Source organism: Streptomyces cacaoi, assembly GCF_006539165.1.
In the GTDB taxonomy this organism is placed as follows: Bacteria; Actinomycetota; Actinomycetes; order Streptomycetales; family Streptomycetaceae; genus Streptomyces; species Streptomyces cacaoi.
In genome coordinates this window covers 64,816-85,357 of sequence record NZ_BJMM01000014.1, presented here as the reverse complement: position 1 = coordinate 85,357, position 20,542 = coordinate 64,816, and the positions used below count along the sequence as shown (strand labels likewise).

Genomic DNA, 20,542 nt, shown 5'->3' with positions numbered 1-20,542 from the left:
GAAGATCAGCCACGGCGCAGCAGCAGGGCCAGGAACGCGAGGCCGAGACCGATCAGGGCCATGCCGGCGCCCAGCGGCAGCACCGGCAGTACCTGCCCGGAAGGCTGCGTGGGGACGTTCTCCTCGCCGTCCTCGCGCGCCTCGTCGCCCCGCTCGGACACGGTGCCTCCCGAGCTGTAGAGATCGTGCTTCCCGATGGACTGCTCGGGCGGGGCCGGGGGTTCCTCCACGGCCTCTTCGGACGAGGACGGGCCGTCCAGGAGCGACGTGGGGCCCGGGGTTTCCCGCGGCCGGTGAGACCGCTCCCCCGTGGCCGCGCCCTCGTCCGGTGTGTGGCTCCCGGGGCCCTGCCGGCTGTCGTCCGGCTTCTTCCGGTGCGGACGGGCCTCGCCGGGGTTCCGGTGGCCGGCGCCGCTCTCGCCGGAGCCGGACGAGTGGCCGGTGCTGGGGTGCGGTCCGGGGGCGTCCCGTTTTCCGGGGGCCGACTCGGGCCGGGGTTCCGGGCGGTCGTCCGGACGGCCCGGCAGCGGCAGCAGCGCCCCGTCCGGACCGGCTGCTTTCGTGCTGCTCCGGGCCGCTCCCCCGCCGCCGTCCCCCTCGGTGTCACCGTGCCCGGACCGGCCGTCCTGCGGCGGCCGGTCGTGTGCGCGGGGGCCGGAACCGTCCGGGGGGCGGGCAGGAGGCCGTGCGTCGCCCGCCGTGGGGTCCCCGCCCGCGTGCCCGGGGGCGAACGTGCCGCTGATGCCCTCGGGGAGCGCGAGCCCGGGAGGCAGCGGGTGTTCGTCACCGGGGTGCGGCGGAGGCGCGTCGGGGGGCGTGCGCGGGGCCATGTGCGAGGGGCCGGGCAGGGTGAGCGGGGAGCGGGGGAGCTGGGCCTGCTGTTCGTGCCCGGGTGAGGCGGCGCGGGTGCCGGTGCTCTGCTGCGGATGCGCGCCGTGCCGGTCCGGGGGCGCGTGCCGGCTGTCCGGGGCGGGAGGCGTCAGCGAGGGCAGGGGAGACAGCGCGGGCGGAGAGGGCGGGGCGGGCAGGGAGTGCCCGGGAGCTGCGGGGGGCTGTGGCGAGGTGTCCGGGCGGAGGAGCCGTTCGGCGCGCTCCGGTGCGCCGCCCCTCTGCGGCGACGAGTGGGCCGCGGCGAGCGGCGGGGTGGGGAGGAGCAGCAGTGCACAGGTCGCCAGGGCGACTCCGATGCGTCGGCGGCGCGCTTCTGCCACGGCCGAGACCCTTCCGAGCTGGATGGTCCATAGACCTCACCAGCGTCACATGAAGGAGTATTTCCGGCATTTCAGACAAGCGGGCATTAGGGGGTCCGCTGCGGACCGCGTGCGCTCGTGTCGGCTGTGTGGCGTTCCCGGCCGTCCGGTTCCTCGGCACAGCTGCGGTGTCTCCGGCACAGCTGTGGCAGGTTTTCGCGGGCGCAGGCCCGGGTGAGGCCGCACCTCTGTGGAGGTACCCGGCGGCCGCCTCGGGAGCAGGCGCACAGCTGGGGCGTGCGGGCGGAAACTCGCGCAGCTGTGGAAGGAAGTTCCTCGCGTGGGCGGCGGTACGAGGGCCGGCGCGCGTGCCCGCCGGGCGGGCACGCGCGCGAGGCGGTGGTGCGGGGCGGCTCAGTCCGTGGTCAGCAGGATCTTGCCGATGTGCCGGCTGGCGTCCAGGGAGCGGTGCGCCTCGGCGGCGTCCCGCATCGGCACGGTGCTGTCGATGACGGCGCGGATGCGTCCGTCGGACAGCAGCGGCCAGACGTGTTCGCGGACGGCGGCCACGATGGCCGCCTTCTCGTCGGCCGGCCGGCCCCGCAGGGAGGTGGCCGTCACGGCGCCGCGCTTGGCCAGGAGGGCGCCCAGGTTCAACTCGCCCTTGTTACCGCCCTGGAGACCGATGACGGCGAGCCGACCGTTGGTCGCCAGCGCCTTCACGTTCCGGTCCAGATACTTGGCGCCCATGATGTCGAGGATGACGTCGGCTCCGGCCCCGCCCGTCGCGGAGCGGATCTCCTCGACGAAGTCCTGCTCGCGGTAGTTGATGAGCACGTCCGCGCCCAGTTCGGCACAGCGGTCGAGCTTCTCCGCGCTCCCCGCCGTGACCGCGACCCGGGCACCGACGGCCTTGGCCAGCTGGATCGCCATCGTGCCGATGCCGCTGGAGCCGCCGTGCACGAGAAGGGTCTCGCCGGGGCGCAGATGCGCCACCATGAAGACGTTCGACCAGACGGTGCAGACCACCTCGGGCAGACCGGCCGCCGTCGTCACGTCCATGCCGTCCGGGACGGGCAGCAGCTGTCCGCTGGGCACGGCGACCTTCTCGGCGTACCCGCCGCCGCCCAGCAGCGCGCACACCTCGTCGCCGACCGCCCAGCCGGAGACGCCGGGGCCCACGGCGGAGATCCGGCCGGAGCACTCCAGGCCCGGGTAGGGGCTCGCGCCCGGAGGCGGGTCGTAGAAGCCCTGCCGTTGCAGGACGTCGGCGCGGTTGACGGCGCCGGCAGCGACGTCGACGAGGACCTCGCCGTCCCCGGGTTCCGGGTCCGGGACCTCGGCCCAGACCAGCGCCTCGGGACCGCCGGGTTCGGGAATCGTGATCGCATGCATGCCGTCGACGCTACCGCTCGCTCCCGCGCGCGGCGCGGGGTGCCGCAGCAGCCGGACCGGCGACGGGGGCGGCGGCCGCGCGGGGCTCAGGCCGCGCAGGTGAAGCGGAGCTTCTGTTCCGGTGTGGGCATGTAGCCGCGATGGCAGCCGGTGCAGAACCAGAACCAGGAGTCGGGCTTTCCGGGGCCGGTCCCGCGGGTGTCCTTCCACAGCAGCCGGTCGGGGCAGTCGGGGCAGGTCGGCGGAGGGTCCATCGCGTCATCGTCACGCGTGGCGGCGGTCGGCAGGCCGTGCGCGCGACTCCGCCACCCGAAGGGATGAGCCCGGACCGGCTTCGGCGTCGCACAGCTGTGGGCGGAAGCCGGTCCCGCCGGTGCCGCCCACAGCTGTGGAAGTTTTCCCGCCGGCCGAGGCCGTCGGTGCCCGCCCGCGTGCGGTGCACCGTCGGCGTCAGCGCGGTTCGCCGCGGCGGTCGGTGGACTCGGGCATCTCGCGCGAGGCGCGGTTGATGACGACGACGCGGTCGGTGAGCTGGAGCGTGCCGGCCTCGGGGTCGTCGAACGCCAGTATCCGGTGGCCCCGGACGACGGAGACCACCAGGTCGGCGCACTCGCGTGGGGAGTGGCCCGCCTCGGCCTTGGTGACGGGGCGCTCTCTGAGGTCCAGCCCGGTGCCCTGCTGGATGAGGTCCTCCATCACCGTGCTGGCGTTCGGGCTGAGCATCGCCAGGCCGAGCAGCCGTCCCGCGGCGCTGGCGCTGGTGATGACGGCGTCCGCGCCGGACTGCCGCAGCAGAGGCGCGTTTTCCTCCTCGCGCACAGCTGCGACGATTTTGACGCGCGGGTTCAGCTGCCGCGCCGTCAGCGTCACCAGGACCGAGGTGTCGTCGCGCTGCGGAGCGATGACGATCTGCTTGGCGCGCTGTGTCTCCGCCCTGACGAGCACCTCGCTGCGGGTGCCGTCCCCCTCGACCCCCGCGAAACCCTCGGAGTTGGCGGCCTTGACGGCGGTCGGGTGCGGGTCGATGACGACGATCTGGTTGCGGGGTACCCCGGTCGACAGGAGCGTCTGGGTGGCCGAGCGCCCCTTCGTTCCGAAACCGACGACGACGGTGTGGTCGCGCAAGGCGGACCTCCAACGGGACAGGCGCCACTGCTGGCGGGTGCGGTCCGTGAGCGCTTCCAGCGTGGTGCCGATGAGGATGATCAGGAACAGCACGCGCAGGGGCGTGAGGAGGAGCGCGTTGACCAGGCGGGCGCTGTCGGAGGCGGGGGCGATGTCGCCGTAGCCGGTCGTGGAGAGCGAGACCGTCGTGTAGTACACGCAGTCCAGGAAGCTCATCTCGCCGTCGGCGTTGTCCCGGTAGCCCTCCCGGTCCAGCCACACCAGCAGCACCGTCACCGCCAGCACGCCCACGGCGGCGAGCAGCCGCCGCACCACCTGGCGGATGGGGCTGACCTCGACGCGGGGGAGCAGCACATAGCCGTGCCGCTCCTCCTCGCTCTCCTCCTTGGGGCTGCGCAGCCGCCTCACCACGGCAGGTCCACGACGGTCACATCGGTGCCCGGGGCGGCGCCGCCGGGCGGGACGACGGCGAGAGCGTCGGCGGCGGCGACGCCGCGCAGCATGGCGGGGCCCGCGTACCGCAGCGGCTGCACACGTGCCCGCAGCCCTGAGCCCTCCCGCACGACGGGTACGAGACGGGTGTCGCTCGGGTGGCCGCTCACCTCGGCGCCCAACGTCGCCTGGGCGAGCGGGCGTTCGACACGGCCGGCCAGTGCGTACAGCAGCGGCGCGGCGAGCGTGACCAGGCCGGAGAGCGCCGCCAGCGGGTTGCCGGGAAGCCCCACCAGATGTGCGCGCCGAGGAGCGTCCGAGGTGGACGGTGGTGCGCTCCCGGCGTGCGCCTGGGCGGGCAGCGCGGCCAGCAGCATGGGGTGCCCGGGGCGTACCCGGACGCCGTGGACGAGGAGTTCGGCACCGAGCCTGCGCAGCGTCGGCTGGAGATGGTCGACGGGGCCCGAGGCCGTGCTGCCCGTGGTGACGACCATGTCCGCCGTGGTGGCGGAGAGGACCTCGTACAGCGCCTCGGCGTCGTCGCCCAGCCTGCGTGTGGCGATGACGTCGGCGCCCAGGGCGTTCAGCCAGGGACCGACCATCGGGCCGAGCGCGTCCCGGATACGGCCGTCCCGCGGCAGCCCCCGGTGCAGCAGCTCGTCGCCCAGCACGAGGACCTCGGCACGCGGACGGCGCACCACCCGCAGCTCGTCGTAGCCGGCGGCGGCGCACAGACCCAGCACGGCCGGAGTGATGTGCAGCCCCTCGGGCAGCAGTTCGTCGCCCGTGCGGCACTCCTGGCCGCGGGAGCGGATGTCGGCTCCCGGCTGGGGCGCCTCGGGGGTGCGCAGCCGGCGCCCCTTTCCGGTGACGTCGGCGTTCTCGGCGCGCAGGACGGCGCTCGTGCCGGGCGGGATACGGGCGCCCGTGGCGATCCGCACCGCTTCGCCGTCGGCGAGCTGCGGTGGCTCAGCGGTGTCACCGGCGAGGATGCCGACGGCGTCGTCGCCTCCGTCCGCTCCGGCCACCGCCCAGGGGCCGGGGCCCGCCACGGCCCAGCCGTCCATCGCCGAGGTGTCGAAGGAGGGCAGATCCGTCAGGGCGCACACGGGGGCCGCCAGGGTGTGTCCGAGCGTGTGGTCGAGCGGCAGGGTCGTCGCGGGCAGTGCCGAGGCCGAGCGTGCCGCCTGCTCCCGCGCCTCCTCCCAGGTGGGCAGGGCGGCGGCACGCGGCCGGCGGGCGGCTGGGGATTCCGCGGTCTCCTGCGCGTCCTCGCCGGTCTCCTCGGCCTCTTCCGCGTCGGGGTCGTACGGCGCTCCGTCGCTCGCGTAGACGCTCTCCCCGGCGTCGTCCTCGGACGACCGGCGCGGGTCGTCGTTCCATTCGATGCGGCGGATCCTCTTCAGCCGGGGAGCCGGCGGCGGAGTGGGGCGGGTCCTGCCGCTGTTGGCCAGGGCGATGGCCTCGTCGAGTTCGTCGGCTCCGCTCATCGTTCGTCTTCCGTGTCCGGGTCGCGTGCGGTGCGGGGGGATGCGGTGGAGCCCGGCTGCGGCGGCTGCTCGCCGGCTCCCCCTTCCGTCCCGCCCGGTGCGCTCTCCTCGGCCCAACGCCGGGCCAGATCAGCTGCTTTGGCGGTGGCGCGGGCGATCTCCTCCGGCGAACCGCCCGCCCGGCCCGCGGCGTAGCCCACGAGGAACGTCGTCAACGGCGCCGCGGGCCGTGCGACGCCGTGGGCGGCGTCCCGGGCGAGGTCGAGCAGCGCGGCCTTGTCGGCGCCGCTCTCGATGCCCAGTTCGGCCTCGACGGCGGTAATCCATTCATCCAGCACAGTGCCATGCTCCCTGACGCGGGCGCGGGCCGTCGCCACGTCCTCCCAGGTGTCGCAGTCGTGGGCCGCGGCCGACGACGCGGGGGAGGTGACGCGGTGCAGCCGCAGCTGTGCGGGCAGCAGCCGCAGCGGCAGGTCCGACAGCGTGCCGTACTCCGTGTACAGCAGGGCGATTTCGCGGCGCAGCGGCTCCGTGCGGTAGGCGGCGGTAAGCGGCTGGTCACGGCCGTCGTGCACCAGGCTTCCCTCGCAGCCGTCCGGGATGCGCAGCAGCGCACGCACCGTTTCCCGGTCCAGGAACGGCAGGTCGGCGCCGAGGACGAGGACCGTTTCCTGCGACAGCAGACGCAGTCCCGCGTGCAGCCCGGCGAGCGGCCCGCTGCCCGGCGGGGATTCACGCGCCCACTCCACCGGCCTGGGCGTCGGTCTGCGGGGGCCGACGACGACCGTCTGTGCGGCGTCCGCGCAGGCCGTCAGCACCCGGTCCAGCAGGGGACGGCCGCCGACGGTGACGGCGGGCTTGTCCCGGCCGTCGAGCCGTCGTGCGGCGCCTCCGGCGAGGACCAGCGCCCCGTACGCCGGCGGTGCGGCGGACGGGGCTCCGGCGGACTGCGGGCCGGGGGCGGGCTGCGAAGCGTGGGTCACCCTCAGAGCGTACGGAGCAACTCCCCGGGGTGCTCCACGCAGTCCGCGACATGACGCAGGAAACCGCCCGCCGTCCCGCCGTCGCACACCCTGTGGTCGAAGGTGAGCGACAGCTGGACGACATCCCGCACGGCCAGTTCGTCCCCGACTACCCAGGGTTTGCGCACGATCCGCCCGACGCCGAGCATGGCCGCCTCCGGGTGGTTGACGATCGGCGTGGAGCCGTCGACGCCGAAGACACCGTAGTTGTTCAACGTGAAGGTTCCGCCTGTCAGTTGGCCCGGCGTGAGGGTGCCCGCGCGGGCGGCCTCGGTCAGCTGTGCCGTCCGCTCGGTGAGCTGTTCCGCGTCCAGGGTGTGCGCCTCGTGGACGACGGGGACGACCAGGCCGCGGTCCGTCTGTGCCGCGAAACCGAGATGCACCTGGGGCAGCAGCACGATTTCTCGCGCATCTGTGTCGACGAAAGCGTTCAGCTCCGGGAACCGGGAGAGCGCCGCCGTACAGATGCGGGCCAGCAGGGCCAGCAGGGAGACGGGTTTCCGCTCCCGGCCGCCCTCGGCCGCGCCCGGTGAGCCGACGGAGCGGGTGGGCGCCGAGTGGGTGAGCGGGGCGTTCATCCGGCGCTTCAGCGCGAGGAGTTCGGTCGCGTCCGCGTCCACCCAGCAGCTGGCGTCCGGGATCTCCCGGCGGCTGCGCGTGAGCCGCTCGGCGGCCGTGGCGCGCAGGCCCCGCAGGGGGATACGGCGTGCTCCGTCGCCGTCCGCCTGCGCACCGGCCGTACTGGGTCCGGGTCCGCGCTCCGTCGCCGCCTGTGGCTGCCGTACGGCGCGTTCGACGTCCGCGCGCAGGATCAGTCCGTCCGGGCCCGTGCCGTCCAGCGTGGCCAGGTCGATGCCGTGCTCGCGGGCCAGACGGCGGACGAGCGGGGAGATGACGGCGACCGGGCCCCGGCGGACCGGCGTCCCGTCGGCGTGCGGCACCCCGGCGCCGACGGCGGGGCGTGCAGGCCCGTCCGGCGCGCCCGGGCCGGTCGTCGGAACACCGTGACCCGCGGGAGCGCCGCTGCCGTTCACCTCCGGCACACGCGGCGGCGGTCCGGTGGGTGCGTCCCGGCCGGTGCCGGGGCCCGCCGGGGTGCCCGGCAGGGGCCGGGAGACACGGGGGCGGCGGCGGGCGGCGGGGGACGTGCCGTAGCCGACGAGGACATTGCCCGACCCGCCGACGTGTTCGAGTTCGGGCGCCGTCGGCTCCGGTGCGCCCGCACCACCGGACGCCTCCGCGCCCCGGAGACCGCCGGACGCCGCCTCGTCGGCCCGGGCGCCCGTCGCGACGGTCACCAGGGGGGCGCCCACGGGGATCTCCGCGCCCTCCTGCGCCTGGTGCGCCGTCACCACGCCTCCGTACGGGCACGGCACCTCCACCAGCGCCTTGGCCGTCTCCACCTCCACCACCGGCTGGTCGATCTCGATGGCCTCGCCCACGCCCACCAGCCAGCGCACCACTGTCGCTTCTGTGAGCCCCTCGCCCAGATCCGGCAGGGCGAACTCGCGTACCTCCGCCATCAGCGGCCACCCCCGTCCCCGCCCGGAGCGACCCAGGTGCTCTCCCACTGGAGCCGGGCCACCGCGTCCAGCACGCGGTCCACACCCGGCAGATGGTGGCGCTCCAGCATCGGCGGCGGGTACGGGATGTCGAAGCCGGCGACGCGCAGCACCGGGGCTTCCAGGTGGTGGAAGCAGCGCTCCGTGATCCGGGCGGCGATCTCGCCGCCCGGCCCGCCGAACCCCGGCGACTCGTGGACGACGACGGCGCGGCCCGTGCGCCGCACGGAAGCGGCCACCGTCTCCTCGTCGAACGGCACGAGGGAGCGGAGGTCCACAACCTCCAGATCCCACCCCTCGGCGCCGTCCTCCCGCGCCGCCTCGGCCGCCTCCAGACACACCGGGACGGACGGCCCGTAGCCGATCAGCGTCGCCGATCGGCCCGGCCGGCGCACCACCGCAGCGCCGATCCCCGGCACCGGCTCCGGTGCCTCGGGATCCCAGCCGTCCTTCGACCAGTACAGCCGCTTCGGCTCCAGGAAGACCACCGGATCGTCCGAGGCGATCGCGGCCCGCAGCAGCCCGTACGCGTCCGCGACGGTCGCCGGGGTGACGACGTGCAGGCCGGGGGTCGCCGCGTAGTACGCCTCCGAGGAGTCGCTGTGGTGCTCCACGCCGCCGATACCGCCGCCGTAGGGGATGCGGACCGTCAGCGGCATCGGCAGCCCGCCGCGCGTGCGGTTGCGCATCCGCGAGACATGGCTCACCAGCTGCTCGAACGCCGGCAGGGCGAACGCGTCGAACTGCATCTCCACCACCGGGCGCAGTCCGTACATGGCCATGCCCACGGCGGTGCCCAGGATGCCCGCCTCGGCCAGCGGGGTGTCCGCGCAGCGGTCGGGCCCGAACCGCTCCGCGAGCCCGTCGGTCACCCGGAAGACCCCGCCGAGGGTGCCGATGTCCTCCCCCAGCAGATGCACGGCCGGGTCCTCGGCCATCGCGTCCGCCAGGGCCCGGTTGAGCGCCTGCCCCATCGTGGCCGGCTTGCGTTCCGCGGCGCCGCCCGACGCCGACTGCTGCCGAACTGCCGTACTCATCGCTGCTCCTCCCCCGCCGTCCGGTGGCCCTCGGCGGCCAGTTCCGCGCGCAGCTGTGCCTCCTGCTCGCGCAGCTGCGGTGTGCGCTCGCTGTAGACGTGCGCGAACAGCTCCTGCGGATCCGGTGCCACGTCCTGGTGCATCCGCTCGCGCAGCTGTGCCGCTTTCTGTTCGGCCTCCTCGCGCACGCGGCGCGCTGTTTCCTCGTCCAGCAGCCCGCGCTCGCGCAGCTCCCTCTCCAGCAGCGCCAGCGGGTCGTGCGCCCGCCAGGTCTCCACCTCGTCGGCGGTGCGGTAGCGGGTCGCGTCGTCCGCGTTCGTGTGGGCCTCCACGCGGTAGGTGACGGCCTCCACCAGCGTCGGGCCGCCGCCGGAACGGGCACGCTCCAGCGCCTCGTCGAGCACCTCGTGGACGGCCAGCGCGTCGTTCCCGTCCACCAGACGCCCCGGCATGCCGTATCCCACCGCCTTGTGCGCGAGGGACGGCGCCGCCGTCTGCTTCGACAGCGGAACGGAGATCGCGAAGCCGTTGTTCTGCACCAGCACGACCACCGGCGCCTGCCACACAGCGGCGAAGTTGAGCGCCTCGTGGAAATCTCCCTCACTGGTGCCGCCGTCCCCCACCAGGGCGAGGACCGCCAGATCGTCGCCCTTCAGCCGGGCCGCGTGCGCGAGCCCCACGGCGTGCGGCAGCTGCGTCGCCAGGGGCGTGCACAGCGGCGCGACCCGCTGCTCGCGCGCGTCGTAGCCGTTGTGCGAGTCACCGCGCAGCAGCGAGAGCACCTCGACCGGATCGAGGCCCCGGGCCACGGCCGCCAGCGTGTCCCGATAGCTGGGGAACAGCCAGTCCCGCTCGCGCAGCACCAGCCCGGACGCCACCTGGCACGCCTCCTGCCCGGTGGATGAGGGATAGACCGCGAGTCGGCCCTGCTTCGTCAGCGCCGTCGCCTGCTCGTTGTACCGGCGGCCGTGCACCACCGCTGCGTACAGCCGCAGCAGCAGCTCCTCGTCCCCGCTTCCGGCGCGCCCGGCGCTCCCGGCCTCCGCGTCGCGTACCCCGAGCGCCCGGTGCGGCGTGGCGTCCGGAAGCAGCGGCGCCGGGTCCGTCCGCGGACGCCAGGACGGGGGCGGGACAGGCACATGGGCTCCCAACTGCTCCAGAACCGTCATGACGAGCACCTCCTCGTGGGAACGGGGCTGCGGCGGGATCTACGCGCCGGAGTGCCGCTGCCGAGGACGCGCGGATGTGGCCCCCGTACGCGGCGGACCCGGGCATGCCGGGCAGGGACGCCGACGGCAGCGACCGCGACGTCGTCCTCTACCGATTGTTCGGTCGACAGCGCATTTTGGCTACGGGTGGCCTCAGCCTGTGGACAAATGGCTCGCAGGGCCGTTCGATGACCGCAGAGCGTCCACCGAGGGGAGGCCGGGGACCGTGCCGGATGAACAGTTGGCCCCGCGCGGGACGGACCCCGCTCCCCACGGGGAGCCCGGGCCCGACGACGGATCCGGCGCCGGCGAGCGGTCCGGTGGCACCGGGCAGTTCGACGCCGCCCGCACGCCCGGTACCGGTGCGGCGGACGGGCCGGAGGAGCCCCCGGGGGCGGGCGCGGGCCGTGGGCACGAGGCGCCTGCCGGGGCGGGCGCGGGGCGCGGACCGGACGGGGACACGCGGCCTCCGGCCAGGCCCCTGGACGCGATCGACCGGGACATCCTGCGGCTGCTGCGGGCCGACGGCCGGGCCTCCATCCGCTCCGTGGCCGAACGCGTGCACGTCTCCCGGGGCAACGCCTACGCGCGGATCAACCGGCTGATCGAGGACGGGGTCATCCGGGGCTTCAGCGCCCGGGTCGACCAGGAACGCGCCGGACACGGGACCATCGCCTACATCACGCTCAAGATCATCCAGGATTCCTGGCGCACAGTGCGCGAGCAGTTGCAGGAGCTTCCGGGAGCGGCGCATCTGGCGTTGGTCAGCGGGGACTTCGACGTCCTGCTGCTGGTGCACACCCAGGACAACCGTGCGCTGCGGGATCTCGTCCTCACCCGCATCCAGTCGATCCCCGAGGTGGTGAGCACCCGCACGCTGCTGGTGTTCGAGGAGACGGACCTGGAGCCGGAGCTGTAGGAGGCGCAGCCGGCGCGGGCGGGCGCGCCCGCGCGCGGGTCAGTGGGTGCGGAGCCCCGCGAAGGCGGTGCGGACGACGGCCTCGGCGACCTCCGCGCTCGTGTCCCCCGAGCCCTCCCCGGCGGCCCGCTCGGGGCGGTACCACTCGGCAATCGAATTGATCATTCCGAACAGCAGCCGCGTCGCCAGCCGGGCGTCCACGTCGGAGCGCAGATCGCCCTCCGCCGTGGCTTCCTTGACCAGTCCGGCGACCCGCTGGTCGAACTCGCGGCGGCGGTCCATCGCCCAGCGCTCGGTGTCGGTGTTGCCGCGCACCCTGAGCAGCAACGTCACATACGGCAGTTCCGTCATCAGCACCTCGACCGTCCGGCGCGTGACGTACTCCAGCCGCTCCACCGCGCGCCCCTCGCGCGCCGCCGGCTCGTCCAGGATGCCGAAGAGGCCGTCCAGCGCCCGGCTTATCCCCCTGCGCAGCAGCTCTTCCTTGCCGCGGACGTGGTGGTAGATCGAGGACTTCGAGATCCCGGCGGCCTGCGACAGGTGTTCCATCGACGTGCCGTCGTACCCCCGCTCGTTGAACACCCGCACGGCGACGGAGAGCAGGGAGTCGGGCGTGTAGGTGTCGCGCTTGACCGTGGGCATGCGGCCGATGCTAGCGGTGCCCGGAACCGAGTTATCCACAGGTCCTCCGACCCCCTTGCACCGACCGATCGTTCGGTTGCAGTATCTACCACGTGAGCGGCCGCCGCCAAGCCCGTCGACCGCCCGCTCCGGCCCCGGGCCGGTGTCCGCAGCATGTCCGCGCACGCCCACAGCACGCCTACAGCACGTCCGCCGCACACCCGCCGCACACCCGCCCCTCCCGTCCGCCTACGGCCCCCGCACCGGGCCCGAGCCCTGACCGCTTCCCGACCGCTCCCCGCGCCGGGCCCGAACCCTGTCCGCCATCGGTACGCCGCACCACGCACGCCCGCACCCCGTGTACGCCCGCACCACGCGTACGGCCGTGCCGCCCGCGCCGGACGCACGCTCGTCGGCACGTCCGTCCGCACACCGCCCGAAGTCCGTTGTCGTCCCAGCTCAGCGAGGAGTTGGTCCCGTGACCACCGCAACCGGATCCACCACGACGCAGCTCGTCGACAAGCATCGCCCCACCCTGGAACGCGCCCTGGAGGCCATCCGCACCAGGGAGTTCTGGACCCCGCACCCCGAGCACCCCAAGGCGTACGGGGAGGAGGCGGCCGAGCAGGGCAAGGCGGCCTTCGAGGCGTTGCGCGGTACCCGGTTCGAACTCCCCGGCCAGCCGGTGTCCGGCGAGTGGGTGACGAGCGAACGGTCCCCCTACGGCCTGGAGTTGGACATCTCGTATCCGCGCACGGACGAGGGCGCGCTCGACGTGCTGCTGCCGGCGATGCGCGCGGCGATGCCCGCCTGGCGCCAGGCCGGCCCCGAGGTACGCGCCGCGGTCTGCCTGGAGATCCTCGCGCGGATCAGCGCCCGGACGTACGAGTTCGCCCATGCCGTCATGCACACCAGCGGGCAGGCGTTCATGATGGCGTTCCAGGCCGGTGGCCCTCATGCCCAGGACCGCGGGATGGAGGCGGTGGCCTACGCCTATGCCGAGCAGACGCGCACACCGGCCCGGGCCACCTGGGTCAAGCCCCAGGGCAAGCGCGAACCGCTGCGGGTGGAGAAGGAGTTCACCGCCGTGCCACGGGGCGTGTCCCTGCTCATCGGCTGCAACACCTTCCCGACCTGGAACGGCTTCCCCGGCTTCTTCGCCTCGCTGGCCACGGGGAACCCCGTGCTGGTCAAGCCGCATCCCGGGGCGGTGCTGCCGCTCGCGCTGACGGTGCGGATCGCACGGGACGTGCTCGGTGAGGCCGGGTTCGAGCCCGATCTCGTGGCGCTGGCCGCCGAGGCCGAGGGGGACGGCATCGCCAGGAACCTCGCGGTGCGCCCCGAGATCCGGGTGATCGACTACACCGGCTCCTCGCAGTTCGGCGAATGGCTGGAGGCCAACGCCCGCCAGGCGCAGGTGCACACCGAGAAGTCCGGCGTCAACACCGTGGTGATCGACTCCACGGACGACTACCGCGGCATGCTCGCCAACCTCGCCTTCTCGCTCTCCCTCTACAGCGGGCAGATGTGCACGACGCCGCAGAACCTGCTCATCCCCGCTTCCGGTATCGCCACCGACGCCGGGCACCGGACGTACGACGACGTGGTCACCGATCTCGCCGCCGCGGTCGACAAGCTGCTCGGTGACGACGCCCGTGCGAACGCGCTGCTCGGCGCCCTCGTCAACGACGCCGTCCGGGAACGGCTGGACGCCGCGCCCGGCCGCGGCCGGGTGGCCCTCGCCTCACGGACGGTGAAGAACGCCGAGTTCCCGGGGGCCACGGTGCGCACGCCCGCGATCCTCGCGGTGGACGCCGCCAACCCGGAGACGGAGGAGAACTGCCTGGACGAGTGCTTCGGGCCGGTGTCCTTCGCGGTGGCCGTGAGCTCCACGGAGGAGGCCCTCGCCCTGCTGCGGCGCACCCTGCGGGAGAAGGGCGCGATGACCGTCGCCGCGTACACCACCTCGCGTGAGGTCGAACAGCAGGTGGCGGAGGTGTGCTTCGACGAGCCGGCCCAGCTCTCGCTGAACCTCACCGGCGGGGTCTATGTCAACCAGACCGCCGGCTTCTCGGACTTCCACGGCTCGGGCGGCAACCCGTCCGCCAACTGCACGCTGTGCGACGGGGCGTTCGTGGCGAACCGCTTCCGGACGGTGGAGGTGAGGCGCATGTCCGCGGAGTGAGCCCGCCGACGAGGAGCGCGCCCGCCGAGTCCGCCGTCCGGCGGATGCCGGTCCGCCGTTGCCACGGAGCCTGTCGGCTCGGCTCCTTCTCCCTTCCTGCTCGGGGCCCCGGGCAGGAAGGGACGGAGCCGGGGCGCCGGAGTCGGCCCTCGCGGCGGGAGCGGAACGAGGGCATCGAGCCGCGGCGCGCCAACAGACCGGGTGGGCCGACAAACCGAGTGGGCCGACAGAGCGGGTGGGCCAACAGGCCGCGTGAGCCGACAAGTCGGGGCGGCCCGGGGCGGTCGTGGACAGCGGTGCCCCATGCGCGGAGGCGGTACCGGACGGAGGAGGTGAAGGGACGGCGCGGATCAGGAGGTCGAGGCGGGCCGGCCCGTCGAGACCGTCAGGTCGATCTTGTCCTTCTTCGGGTCGAAGTCGTCGGAGCTGCTGGGGCTCTGCTCCAGAACGGTGTTCTTGCCCCAGATGTTCTCGTCTTCCTTCGTGACCTCGCCGATGTCCCAACCGGCCGCGCGCAGGCACGCCTTGACGGAGGTCAGGTCCTTGACCGTCAGGTCGGGCATCATGACCTTGCGCTTGTCGTCGTAGCTCTCGCTCGCGTCGGTGCACTCGGTGGAGTCGATGGTGCGGCTCTTGTCCGGCCCCTTGAACGAGCCGTTGTGGCCGCCCGTGCCCCCGCTGTTGGTGGCGGTGCCCCCGGTGTTGTCGTTCGCGGGGTCCTCGCTGGCGCTGTTCTGGCCGGTGGGCTTGTCGTCGGCCTGTGAGCCGCCTCCGTCGTCGCCGGTGAGCTGCACGACGACGAAGACGAGCACGGCGATGACCGCGACGGCCGCGAGGCCGTATCCGGCCAGGGCGCCGGGTGAGGTCTTCTTCTTGCCGCCGGGGCCACCCGGGGCCCCGGGTGCGCCGGGCACACCCGGCGGCTGGGCCAGGTTGTACGGCGGCGGGGTGGCGGCGCCCTGCTGGTGCCCGTACGGCGCGTAGCCGGCCTGGCCCATGGCGGGCGCGGGCGGCGGGGTGGAGGGGCCGAAGCCGCCGGCGTAGGGCCCCGGCGGCTGGTACGGCTGCTGCATGTTGCCCTGCGGGGGCGGGGTGCCGGCGTCGTTGACCGGCGGGAAGACGGCCTGGCCCACGCCCGCACCGCTGTTGGCCGGGGGGCCGCCGCTGATGATGATCGGAGAGGAGCCGGAGGCCACCCCGGAGCCGCCGATCCGCTCGCACTCGTCGTGCATGGACTCGGCGGACGGGAAGCGCTCGTTGGGGTTCTTCTTCAGTACGCGGGCGACGAGCGCGTCGACGGCCGGCGGCACGGACTGGTTGATGGAGGAGGGCGCGACGGGCTCCTCCTGGACGTGCGCGTAGGCGATGGCCAGCGGCGAGTCGGCGTCGAACGGCAGCCGCCCGGTGAGCAGTTCGAAGAGCATGATGCCGACCGAGTACAGGTCGGAACGGGCGTCCACGCCGCGGCCGAGCGCCTGCTCGGGGGAGAGGTACTGCGGGGTGCCGACGACCATGCCGGTCTGGGTCATCGACGTCACGCCGGACTGCATGGCGCGGGCGATGCCGAAGTCCATGACCTTGACCACGCCACGCTTGGTGAGCATGACGTTGCCGGGCTTGATGTCCCGGTGCACCAGGCCCATTTCGTGGCTGACCTCAAGGGCGGCGAGGACATCGCCGGTGATCTTCAGTGCCTTGTCGGCGGGCATCGCGCCGTGCTGGGCGATGTCCTCGTCGAGGACGGTACGCAGGGGCTTGCCCTCGACGTACTCCATGACGATGTACGGCACCAGGGCGCCGTCGATCTCGTCCTCGCCCGAGTCGAAGACGGAGACGATGTTGGTGTGTGTCAGCTTGGCGACGGACTGCGCCTCGCGGCGGAACCGCTCACGGAAGGACTGTTCCCGGCCGAGTTCGGTGTGCAGGGTCTTGACCGCGACCTGACGGTCGAGCACGGAGTCGTAGGCGAGATAGACCGACGCCATCCCGCCCGCCCCGAGCAGCGAACGGAGCTGGAAACGCCCCCCGCCGACCATGCGGCCCACATAGTTTCCGGCCGCCTGTGCGCCGTCCTCGCTCATCTGACTGCTTCCCCCTCGGCGGCGCTGCCCCCGTGCAGGTACGTTGAGTGATCCATAGACCTGATACTGGCCCAAGTTTGCCCGAGGGCTCCGCCACGTCAAGCTGGTTGCCCGTTCCGTGACCGGATGCCCACAGGGCCTTCGTGCGGACCGTCACACGAGACTAAGGGGCCCTGTGAGACGGGCCGCAGGGGCCCCGCGAGCCGGGCCTTCCGCGCGGGTGGTCCCCGTCCCCTCCGTATCTCTCCGTGCGTCTCCGTGTGTAGCCGTGCGACGTTTCCGTACGTCTTCGTGCGACGTTCTCGGTCAACGGCTCCGGGTCGACCGCTTGATGACTCTGCGTGACCCGTGCGGCGCTTGCCCGGATACGTGGCGGGTGCGCGTGGACACGGTGCGGGTACGCGGCGCAGCCCCTCTGGAGAGCGGCACATACGTCGAACCCCCGGCACGCCCTCCTCGCACCCGCCGTGCCCACGCGTCGCGTGTCCACCTCTCTCCGGGCGGGGCTGAACACGCGCGGTACGGGACGGGTACGCGGTGGGTACGCGGTGCCAAGAGCGGGGAGCGGCGCGGGGGGGGGTGCTGCGCGGCGTTAGGGTCCGCGCCGGGTCCGCGTCGGGTCCGTGTCGGGGCTGCGGTCGGGCCCGCACGGTCGGGCTCCGGAACAGCTTCGGAACAGCTCCGGGAAGGCCCCGGGAAGGCTTCGGGAAGGCTCCGGGAGCTGCGGAACGGGGCCGTGGCGGGGGCTGGACGGCGGTCGTGGCAGAGGTCGTGGCGGCGGCCGTGGCGGGGTGTGTGGGCCGGGTGTGCCGGGGTGGGGGACGAGGCGGGGGAAGCGGAGGGGAAGAGGGGTGTGCGTGTCCGGCCGGTAGCTGTCAGCGAACTTGCCAGCCCGGTGCCGCAGCTAGTTGTATGGCCTTTCTTCCATGTTCCGTCCCCATCCAAGTACCCCCTGCGTGCCTGTAGCCTCCTTGGGGAGTACGTACCGCGCGAGAAGGCCGCGGATTCGAATCGACGGCGAGGACTGATGGCACAGACGCAAGCCGCCGGGGGCTCTCCGGACCCTGATGCGACGGGCGGCTCTCTGCCCGATTCGCCGGAGTTGTGGGGTAACCGCGGGCTCGTCGGCGACGGCCGGTACCGCCTGACGCGGCGGCTGGGCCGAGGCGGTATGGCCGAGGTGTTCGGCGCGGAGGACCTGCGCCTGGGGCGCACCGTCGCCGTCAAGCTGCTCCGTGCCGATCTGGCCGAGGACCCGGTGTCCAAGGCGCGGTTCACCCGCGAGGCGCAGTCCGTCGCGGGCCTCAACCACCACGCGGTGGTCGCCGTCTACGACTCCGGCGAGGAACTGATCGGCGGCAACATCACGCCGTACATCGTGATGGAGCTGGTCGAGGGCAGCACGATCCGTGATCTGCTGATGACGGCCGAAGCGCCGCCCGCCGACCAGGCGTTGATCATCGTGTCCGGGGTGCTGGAAGCGCTGGCCTACAGCCACCAGCACGGCATCGTCCACCGGGACATCAAGCCGGCGAACGTGATCATCACGAACAACGGCGCCGTCAAGGTGATGGACTTCGGTATCGCGCGGGCCCTGCACGGTGCGTCGAACACGATGACGCAGACCGGCATGGTCATGGGTACGCCGCAGTACCTCTCCCCGGAGCAGGCACTCGGCAAGACCGTCGACACCCGCTCCGACCTCTACGCCACCGGCTGTCTGCTCTACGAACTGCTGACGCTGCGGCCCCCGTTCACGGGTGAGACGCCGCTGTCGGTGGTCTACCAGCACGTGCAGGACGATCCGGTGCTGCCGTCCGAGGTCTCGGACGTCGTCCCGCCGGAGCTCGACGGCCTGGTGATGCGGGCGCTGGCCAAGGAGCCGGACGACCGGTTCCAGACGGCCGAGGAGATGCGCGGGCTGACGCAGTACGCGCTCCAGATGCTCCAGGAGCAGGGCGGCCACACGGGCGGCCTGTGGAACACCGGTCCGGTCGCGCAGACCGGTGGCGCGACGCAGATGATGGGAATGGCCGGCGGGGACACGCGCCAGCACCCGACGCACTCGGACACCTCCCAGATGGGCGCACCGATGCTGGGCGCGCCCCGGGACGACGACGGAGGCTTCGACGGGGGTCCGCGGCGCGGCGGCGGTGGCCGCGGCGGCAACGGGCTCAAGTACGCGCTGGTGGCCTTCCTCGCGGTGATCGCCATAGCGGGCGGCATCTTCTTCGCGATCAACTCCTCCAAGGACCACGACAACAAGCCGGACGCACCGGACAAGTCGACGACGGAGCCGAAGGACAAGAAGACGAGCAAGGAGCCGTCGAGCTCGCCGACGGAGACCGAGGAGGAGGACCCCGGCACCTCCGCGGGCGACCCCGGCGAGTGGACCCCGACCCAGGACCCGACGCAGTCGGTGCCGATCGACCCGAACCCGACGCCGTCCGAGACGCCGAGCGACACCCCGTCCGGCACGTCCGAGGGCGGCGGCGGTCACGGCGGCAACAACAACGGCGGTAACGGCGACAACGGCGGAAGCGGCTCGGAGGACCCGGACGACCCGTCGCCGCCCGACGAGGGCGACGACCAGGGCGGCGGGGACATCGGCGGCCTCCCCGGAGGCAAGCCGGGGGACACCGCCAACAGCGGCGCCAACGGGGAGTGATCCGCACACCGGTCCGCCGGTGAGCACTCGCCCCCGGCTCTTCCCCTTCCCCTTCCGCAGACACTTTCGGCCCCGGACGGCAGACACCTGTCCGGGGCCGAAGCGTTCGCCGTCTGCCGTCTGCCGTCTGCCGTCTGCCGTCTGCCGTCTGCCGTCTGCCGTCTGCCGTCTGCCGTTCGTGCCGGTCGTGCCGGTCGGAGGGGTGTCGGGGACTCGTCGGTGAGTGGCTGTCGTCCGTGGTCGACGGGCGGTTGTCGTCCGGGAGTTGACGCCGTGCGGTTCACGCTCCGTGTCCCCTACGATGCGCCTCGTGCAGCCGTCTTCCCTCGCCCTCACCGAGGGCACGCTCCACTCCGTGCTGCGGCAGTACGACGTGGGAGCGCCGCTCTCCTGCGACCCGGTCTCCCAGGGGCTGCTCAACCGCGGCTACCGGCTGACCACCACACGGGGGCGCTTCTTCCTCAAGCACCACCTCGACGGTGATCCCGCCGCCCCGGCGGGTCCGGCCCGTATCGAGCGGCAGCACCGGGCCGCCGCGCGGCTCGGCGCGCTGGGGCTGCCGGTGGTGCCCGCCGTGGCCGATCCGGAAGGGCGGACGGTCGCGGTGGTGTCCGGCCGTTGCTATGCGCTGCACCCCTGGGTGGAGGGCCGGCACCGGTACGGCAGTGAGCTGTCGGCCGCGCAGTGCGGGGAGCTGGGTGCGCTGCTGGGGCGGGTCCATACGCGGCTCGCGGAGGTGCTGCCACAGGCGGGCACGCCGTCCGAGGAGAGCGCCGATCCGGCGGCCACCTACGAGGTGATCGGCGAGCTGCTGGTGCACATCCGTGCACGGCTCCGTCGGGACAGCTTCGACGAGCTGGCCGAGCACCGGCTGACCGAGCGGCGCGAGCTGCTGCGCCGCTACGCGGGGGCCCGCCCGCCCGTCGTGCCCGCCCGATTCCACGGGTGGGTGCACGGCGACTTCCACCCGCTCAACCTGCTCTACGGCGCGGCACGGACGGGGGCGCAGGCCGCCGGGGGTGCGCCGTCCGCCCGGGGCAAGGAGGGGGCGTCCCCGGCGGCCTGCGGGCGTGCGACGGGCGCGGGGGCGTACGCGGGGATGTACGCGGGGACATTGCCCGCCGGAGCCGGAGCCGGAGCCGGAGCCGGAGCCGGAGCCGGAGCCGAAGCCGGAGTCGGGGTCGGCGCCGGGGTCGGTGTGCGCCGGGGTGCGGGCCGGGACGAGGCGGAGCCGGTGGCGATCCTCGACTGGGACCGGCTCGGGGTGCGTCCGCGCGCCGAAGAGGCGGTACGCGGCGCGGCGATCTTCTTCGTCCGGCCGGACGGCACGCTCGATCTGCGGAAGGTCCGGGCGTACGCGCGGGCGTACCGGCGCTGGGCGGGGGCTTCCCGGCAGGAGTTGGCGGCGGCGGTCCACCGGGTGTGGTGGGAGAGGCTGAACGACTTCTGGATGCTGCGGTGGCGCTATCAGCTCCGGGACGTCCGCGCGGATCCGCAGTTCCCGGCGGCAGCGGCCCTGGTGGTGTGGTGGAGCGCGTGCTACGAGGCCGTGCGGTCGGCGTTCTGCGACTGACCGGCGGCCCGACGGAGCAGCCGGGCGGCGAGCA

The 20,542-nt window shown here is 73.6% G+C and carries 15 protein-coding genes; 4 read left to right on the top strand and 11 right to left on the bottom strand.

Annotated features, from left to right (window positions below):
* Positions 1-5: 5 nt before the first annotated feature.
* The 9 genes from SCA03_RS15915 to pdhA form a co-directional block, all read right to left on the bottom strand.
* On the bottom strand, positions 6-1,211 hold the full coding sequence (locus SCA03_RS15915) for a hypothetical protein (protein WP_141275459.1): 1,206 nt from the start codon (positions 1,209-1,211) through the stop codon (positions 6-8).
* Between the two features lie 393 nt (positions 1,212-1,604).
* On the bottom strand, positions 1,605-2,585 hold the full coding sequence (locus tag SCA03_RS15910; protein WP_086816269.1) for an NAD(P)H-quinone oxidoreductase: 981 nt from the start codon (positions 2,583-2,585) through the stop codon (positions 1,605-1,607).
* Between the two features lie 86 nt (positions 2,586-2,671).
* The gene (locus tag SCA03_RS35110) at positions 2,672-2,839 is read right to left on the bottom strand and encodes a hypothetical protein (RefSeq protein ID WP_169729653.1); all 168 of its coding nucleotides are present in this window, start codon (positions 2,837-2,839) and stop codon (positions 2,672-2,674) included.
* Between the two features lie 196 nt (positions 2,840-3,035).
* The gene (locus tag SCA03_RS15905) at positions 3,036-4,121 is read right to left on the bottom strand and encodes a potassium channel family protein (protein ID WP_030883295.1); all 1,086 of its coding nucleotides are present in this window, start codon (positions 4,119-4,121) and stop codon (positions 3,036-3,038) included.
* Positions 4,115-5,632 (bottom strand): molybdopterin molybdotransferase MoeA, encoded by a 1,518-nt coding sequence (locus SCA03_RS15900; protein ID WP_086816271.1) that lies wholly within the window; start codon positions 5,630-5,632, stop codon positions 4,115-4,117. Before SCA03_RS15900 ends, SCA03_RS15905 begins: the two co-directional genes overlap by 7 nt.
* The gene (locus SCA03_RS15895; protein ID WP_371863949.1) at positions 5,629-6,615 is read right to left on the bottom strand and encodes an NTP transferase domain-containing protein; all 987 of its coding nucleotides are present in this window, start codon (positions 6,613-6,615) and stop codon (positions 5,629-5,631) included. Before SCA03_RS15895 ends, SCA03_RS15900 begins: the two co-directional genes overlap by 4 nt.
* Positions 6,616-6,617: 2 nt before the next feature.
* Positions 6,618-8,177: a dihydrolipoamide acetyltransferase family protein gene (locus tag SCA03_RS15890; RefSeq protein WP_030883288.1), complete on the bottom strand. Its 1,560-nt coding sequence runs from the start codon at positions 8,175-8,177 to the stop codon at positions 6,618-6,620.
* Positions 8,177-9,253: an alpha-ketoacid dehydrogenase subunit beta gene (locus SCA03_RS15885; RefSeq protein ID WP_030883286.1), complete on the bottom strand. Its 1,077-nt coding sequence runs from the start codon at positions 9,251-9,253 to the stop codon at positions 8,177-8,179. The genes SCA03_RS15890 and SCA03_RS15885 overlap by 1 nt, the downstream gene beginning before the upstream one ends.
* Positions 9,250-10,422 carry a pyruvate dehydrogenase (acetyl-transferring) E1 component subunit alpha gene (gene pdhA, locus SCA03_RS15880; RefSeq protein ID WP_030883284.1) on the bottom strand — a complete coding sequence of 391 codons (1,173 nt, stop codon included), beginning with the start codon at positions 10,420-10,422 and terminating at the stop codon, positions 9,250-9,252. The genes SCA03_RS15885 and pdhA overlap by 4 nt, the downstream gene beginning before the upstream one ends.
* A 520-nt stretch (positions 10,423-10,942) precedes the next feature.
* On the opposite strand from pdhA, the gene SCA03_RS15875 reads away from it, so the two are divergent.
* Positions 10,943-11,380, top strand: coding sequence for an Lrp/AsnC family transcriptional regulator (locus SCA03_RS15875; protein WP_051856743.1), 438 nt, complete (start codon positions 10,943-10,945; stop codon positions 11,378-11,380).
* Positions 11,381-11,419: 39 nt separating this feature from the next.
* Here the strand turns inward: SCA03_RS15875 and SCA03_RS15870 are convergent, their stop codons facing one another.
* A complete protein-coding gene (locus SCA03_RS15870; RefSeq protein ID WP_030883282.1) occupies positions 11,420-12,022 on the bottom strand; it encodes a TetR/AcrR family transcriptional regulator in 603 nt (200 codons plus the stop codon).
* A 457-nt stretch (positions 12,023-12,479) separates the two neighbouring features.
* On the opposite strand from SCA03_RS15870, the gene paaN reads away from it, so the two are divergent.
* Positions 12,480-14,186: a phenylacetic acid degradation protein PaaN gene (paaN, locus tag SCA03_RS15865; protein WP_086817805.1), complete on the top strand. Its 1,707-nt coding sequence runs from the start codon at positions 12,480-12,482 to the stop codon at positions 14,184-14,186.
* Positions 14,187-14,536: 350 nt separating this feature from the next.
* Here the strand turns inward: paaN and SCA03_RS15860 are convergent, their stop codons facing one another.
* Positions 14,537-16,267, bottom strand: coding sequence for a protein kinase domain-containing protein (locus SCA03_RS15860; RefSeq protein WP_086817806.1), 1,731 nt, complete (start codon positions 16,265-16,267; stop codon positions 14,537-14,539).
* Between the two features lie 1,027 nt (positions 16,268-17,294).
* Between SCA03_RS15860 and SCA03_RS15850 the strand changes: the two genes are divergently transcribed.
* Positions 17,295-18,935 carry a protein kinase domain-containing protein gene (locus SCA03_RS15850; protein WP_030886173.1) on the top strand — a complete coding sequence of 547 codons (1,641 nt, stop codon included), beginning with the start codon at positions 17,295-17,297 and terminating at the stop codon, positions 18,933-18,935.
* A 301-nt stretch (positions 18,936-19,236) separates the two neighbouring features.
* Positions 19,237-20,508 carry a phosphotransferase gene (locus SCA03_RS36225; protein ID WP_086817986.1) on the top strand — a complete coding sequence of 424 codons (1,272 nt, stop codon included), beginning with the start codon at positions 19,237-19,239 and terminating at the stop codon, positions 20,506-20,508.
* Positions 20,509-20,542 lie beyond the last annotated feature (34 nt).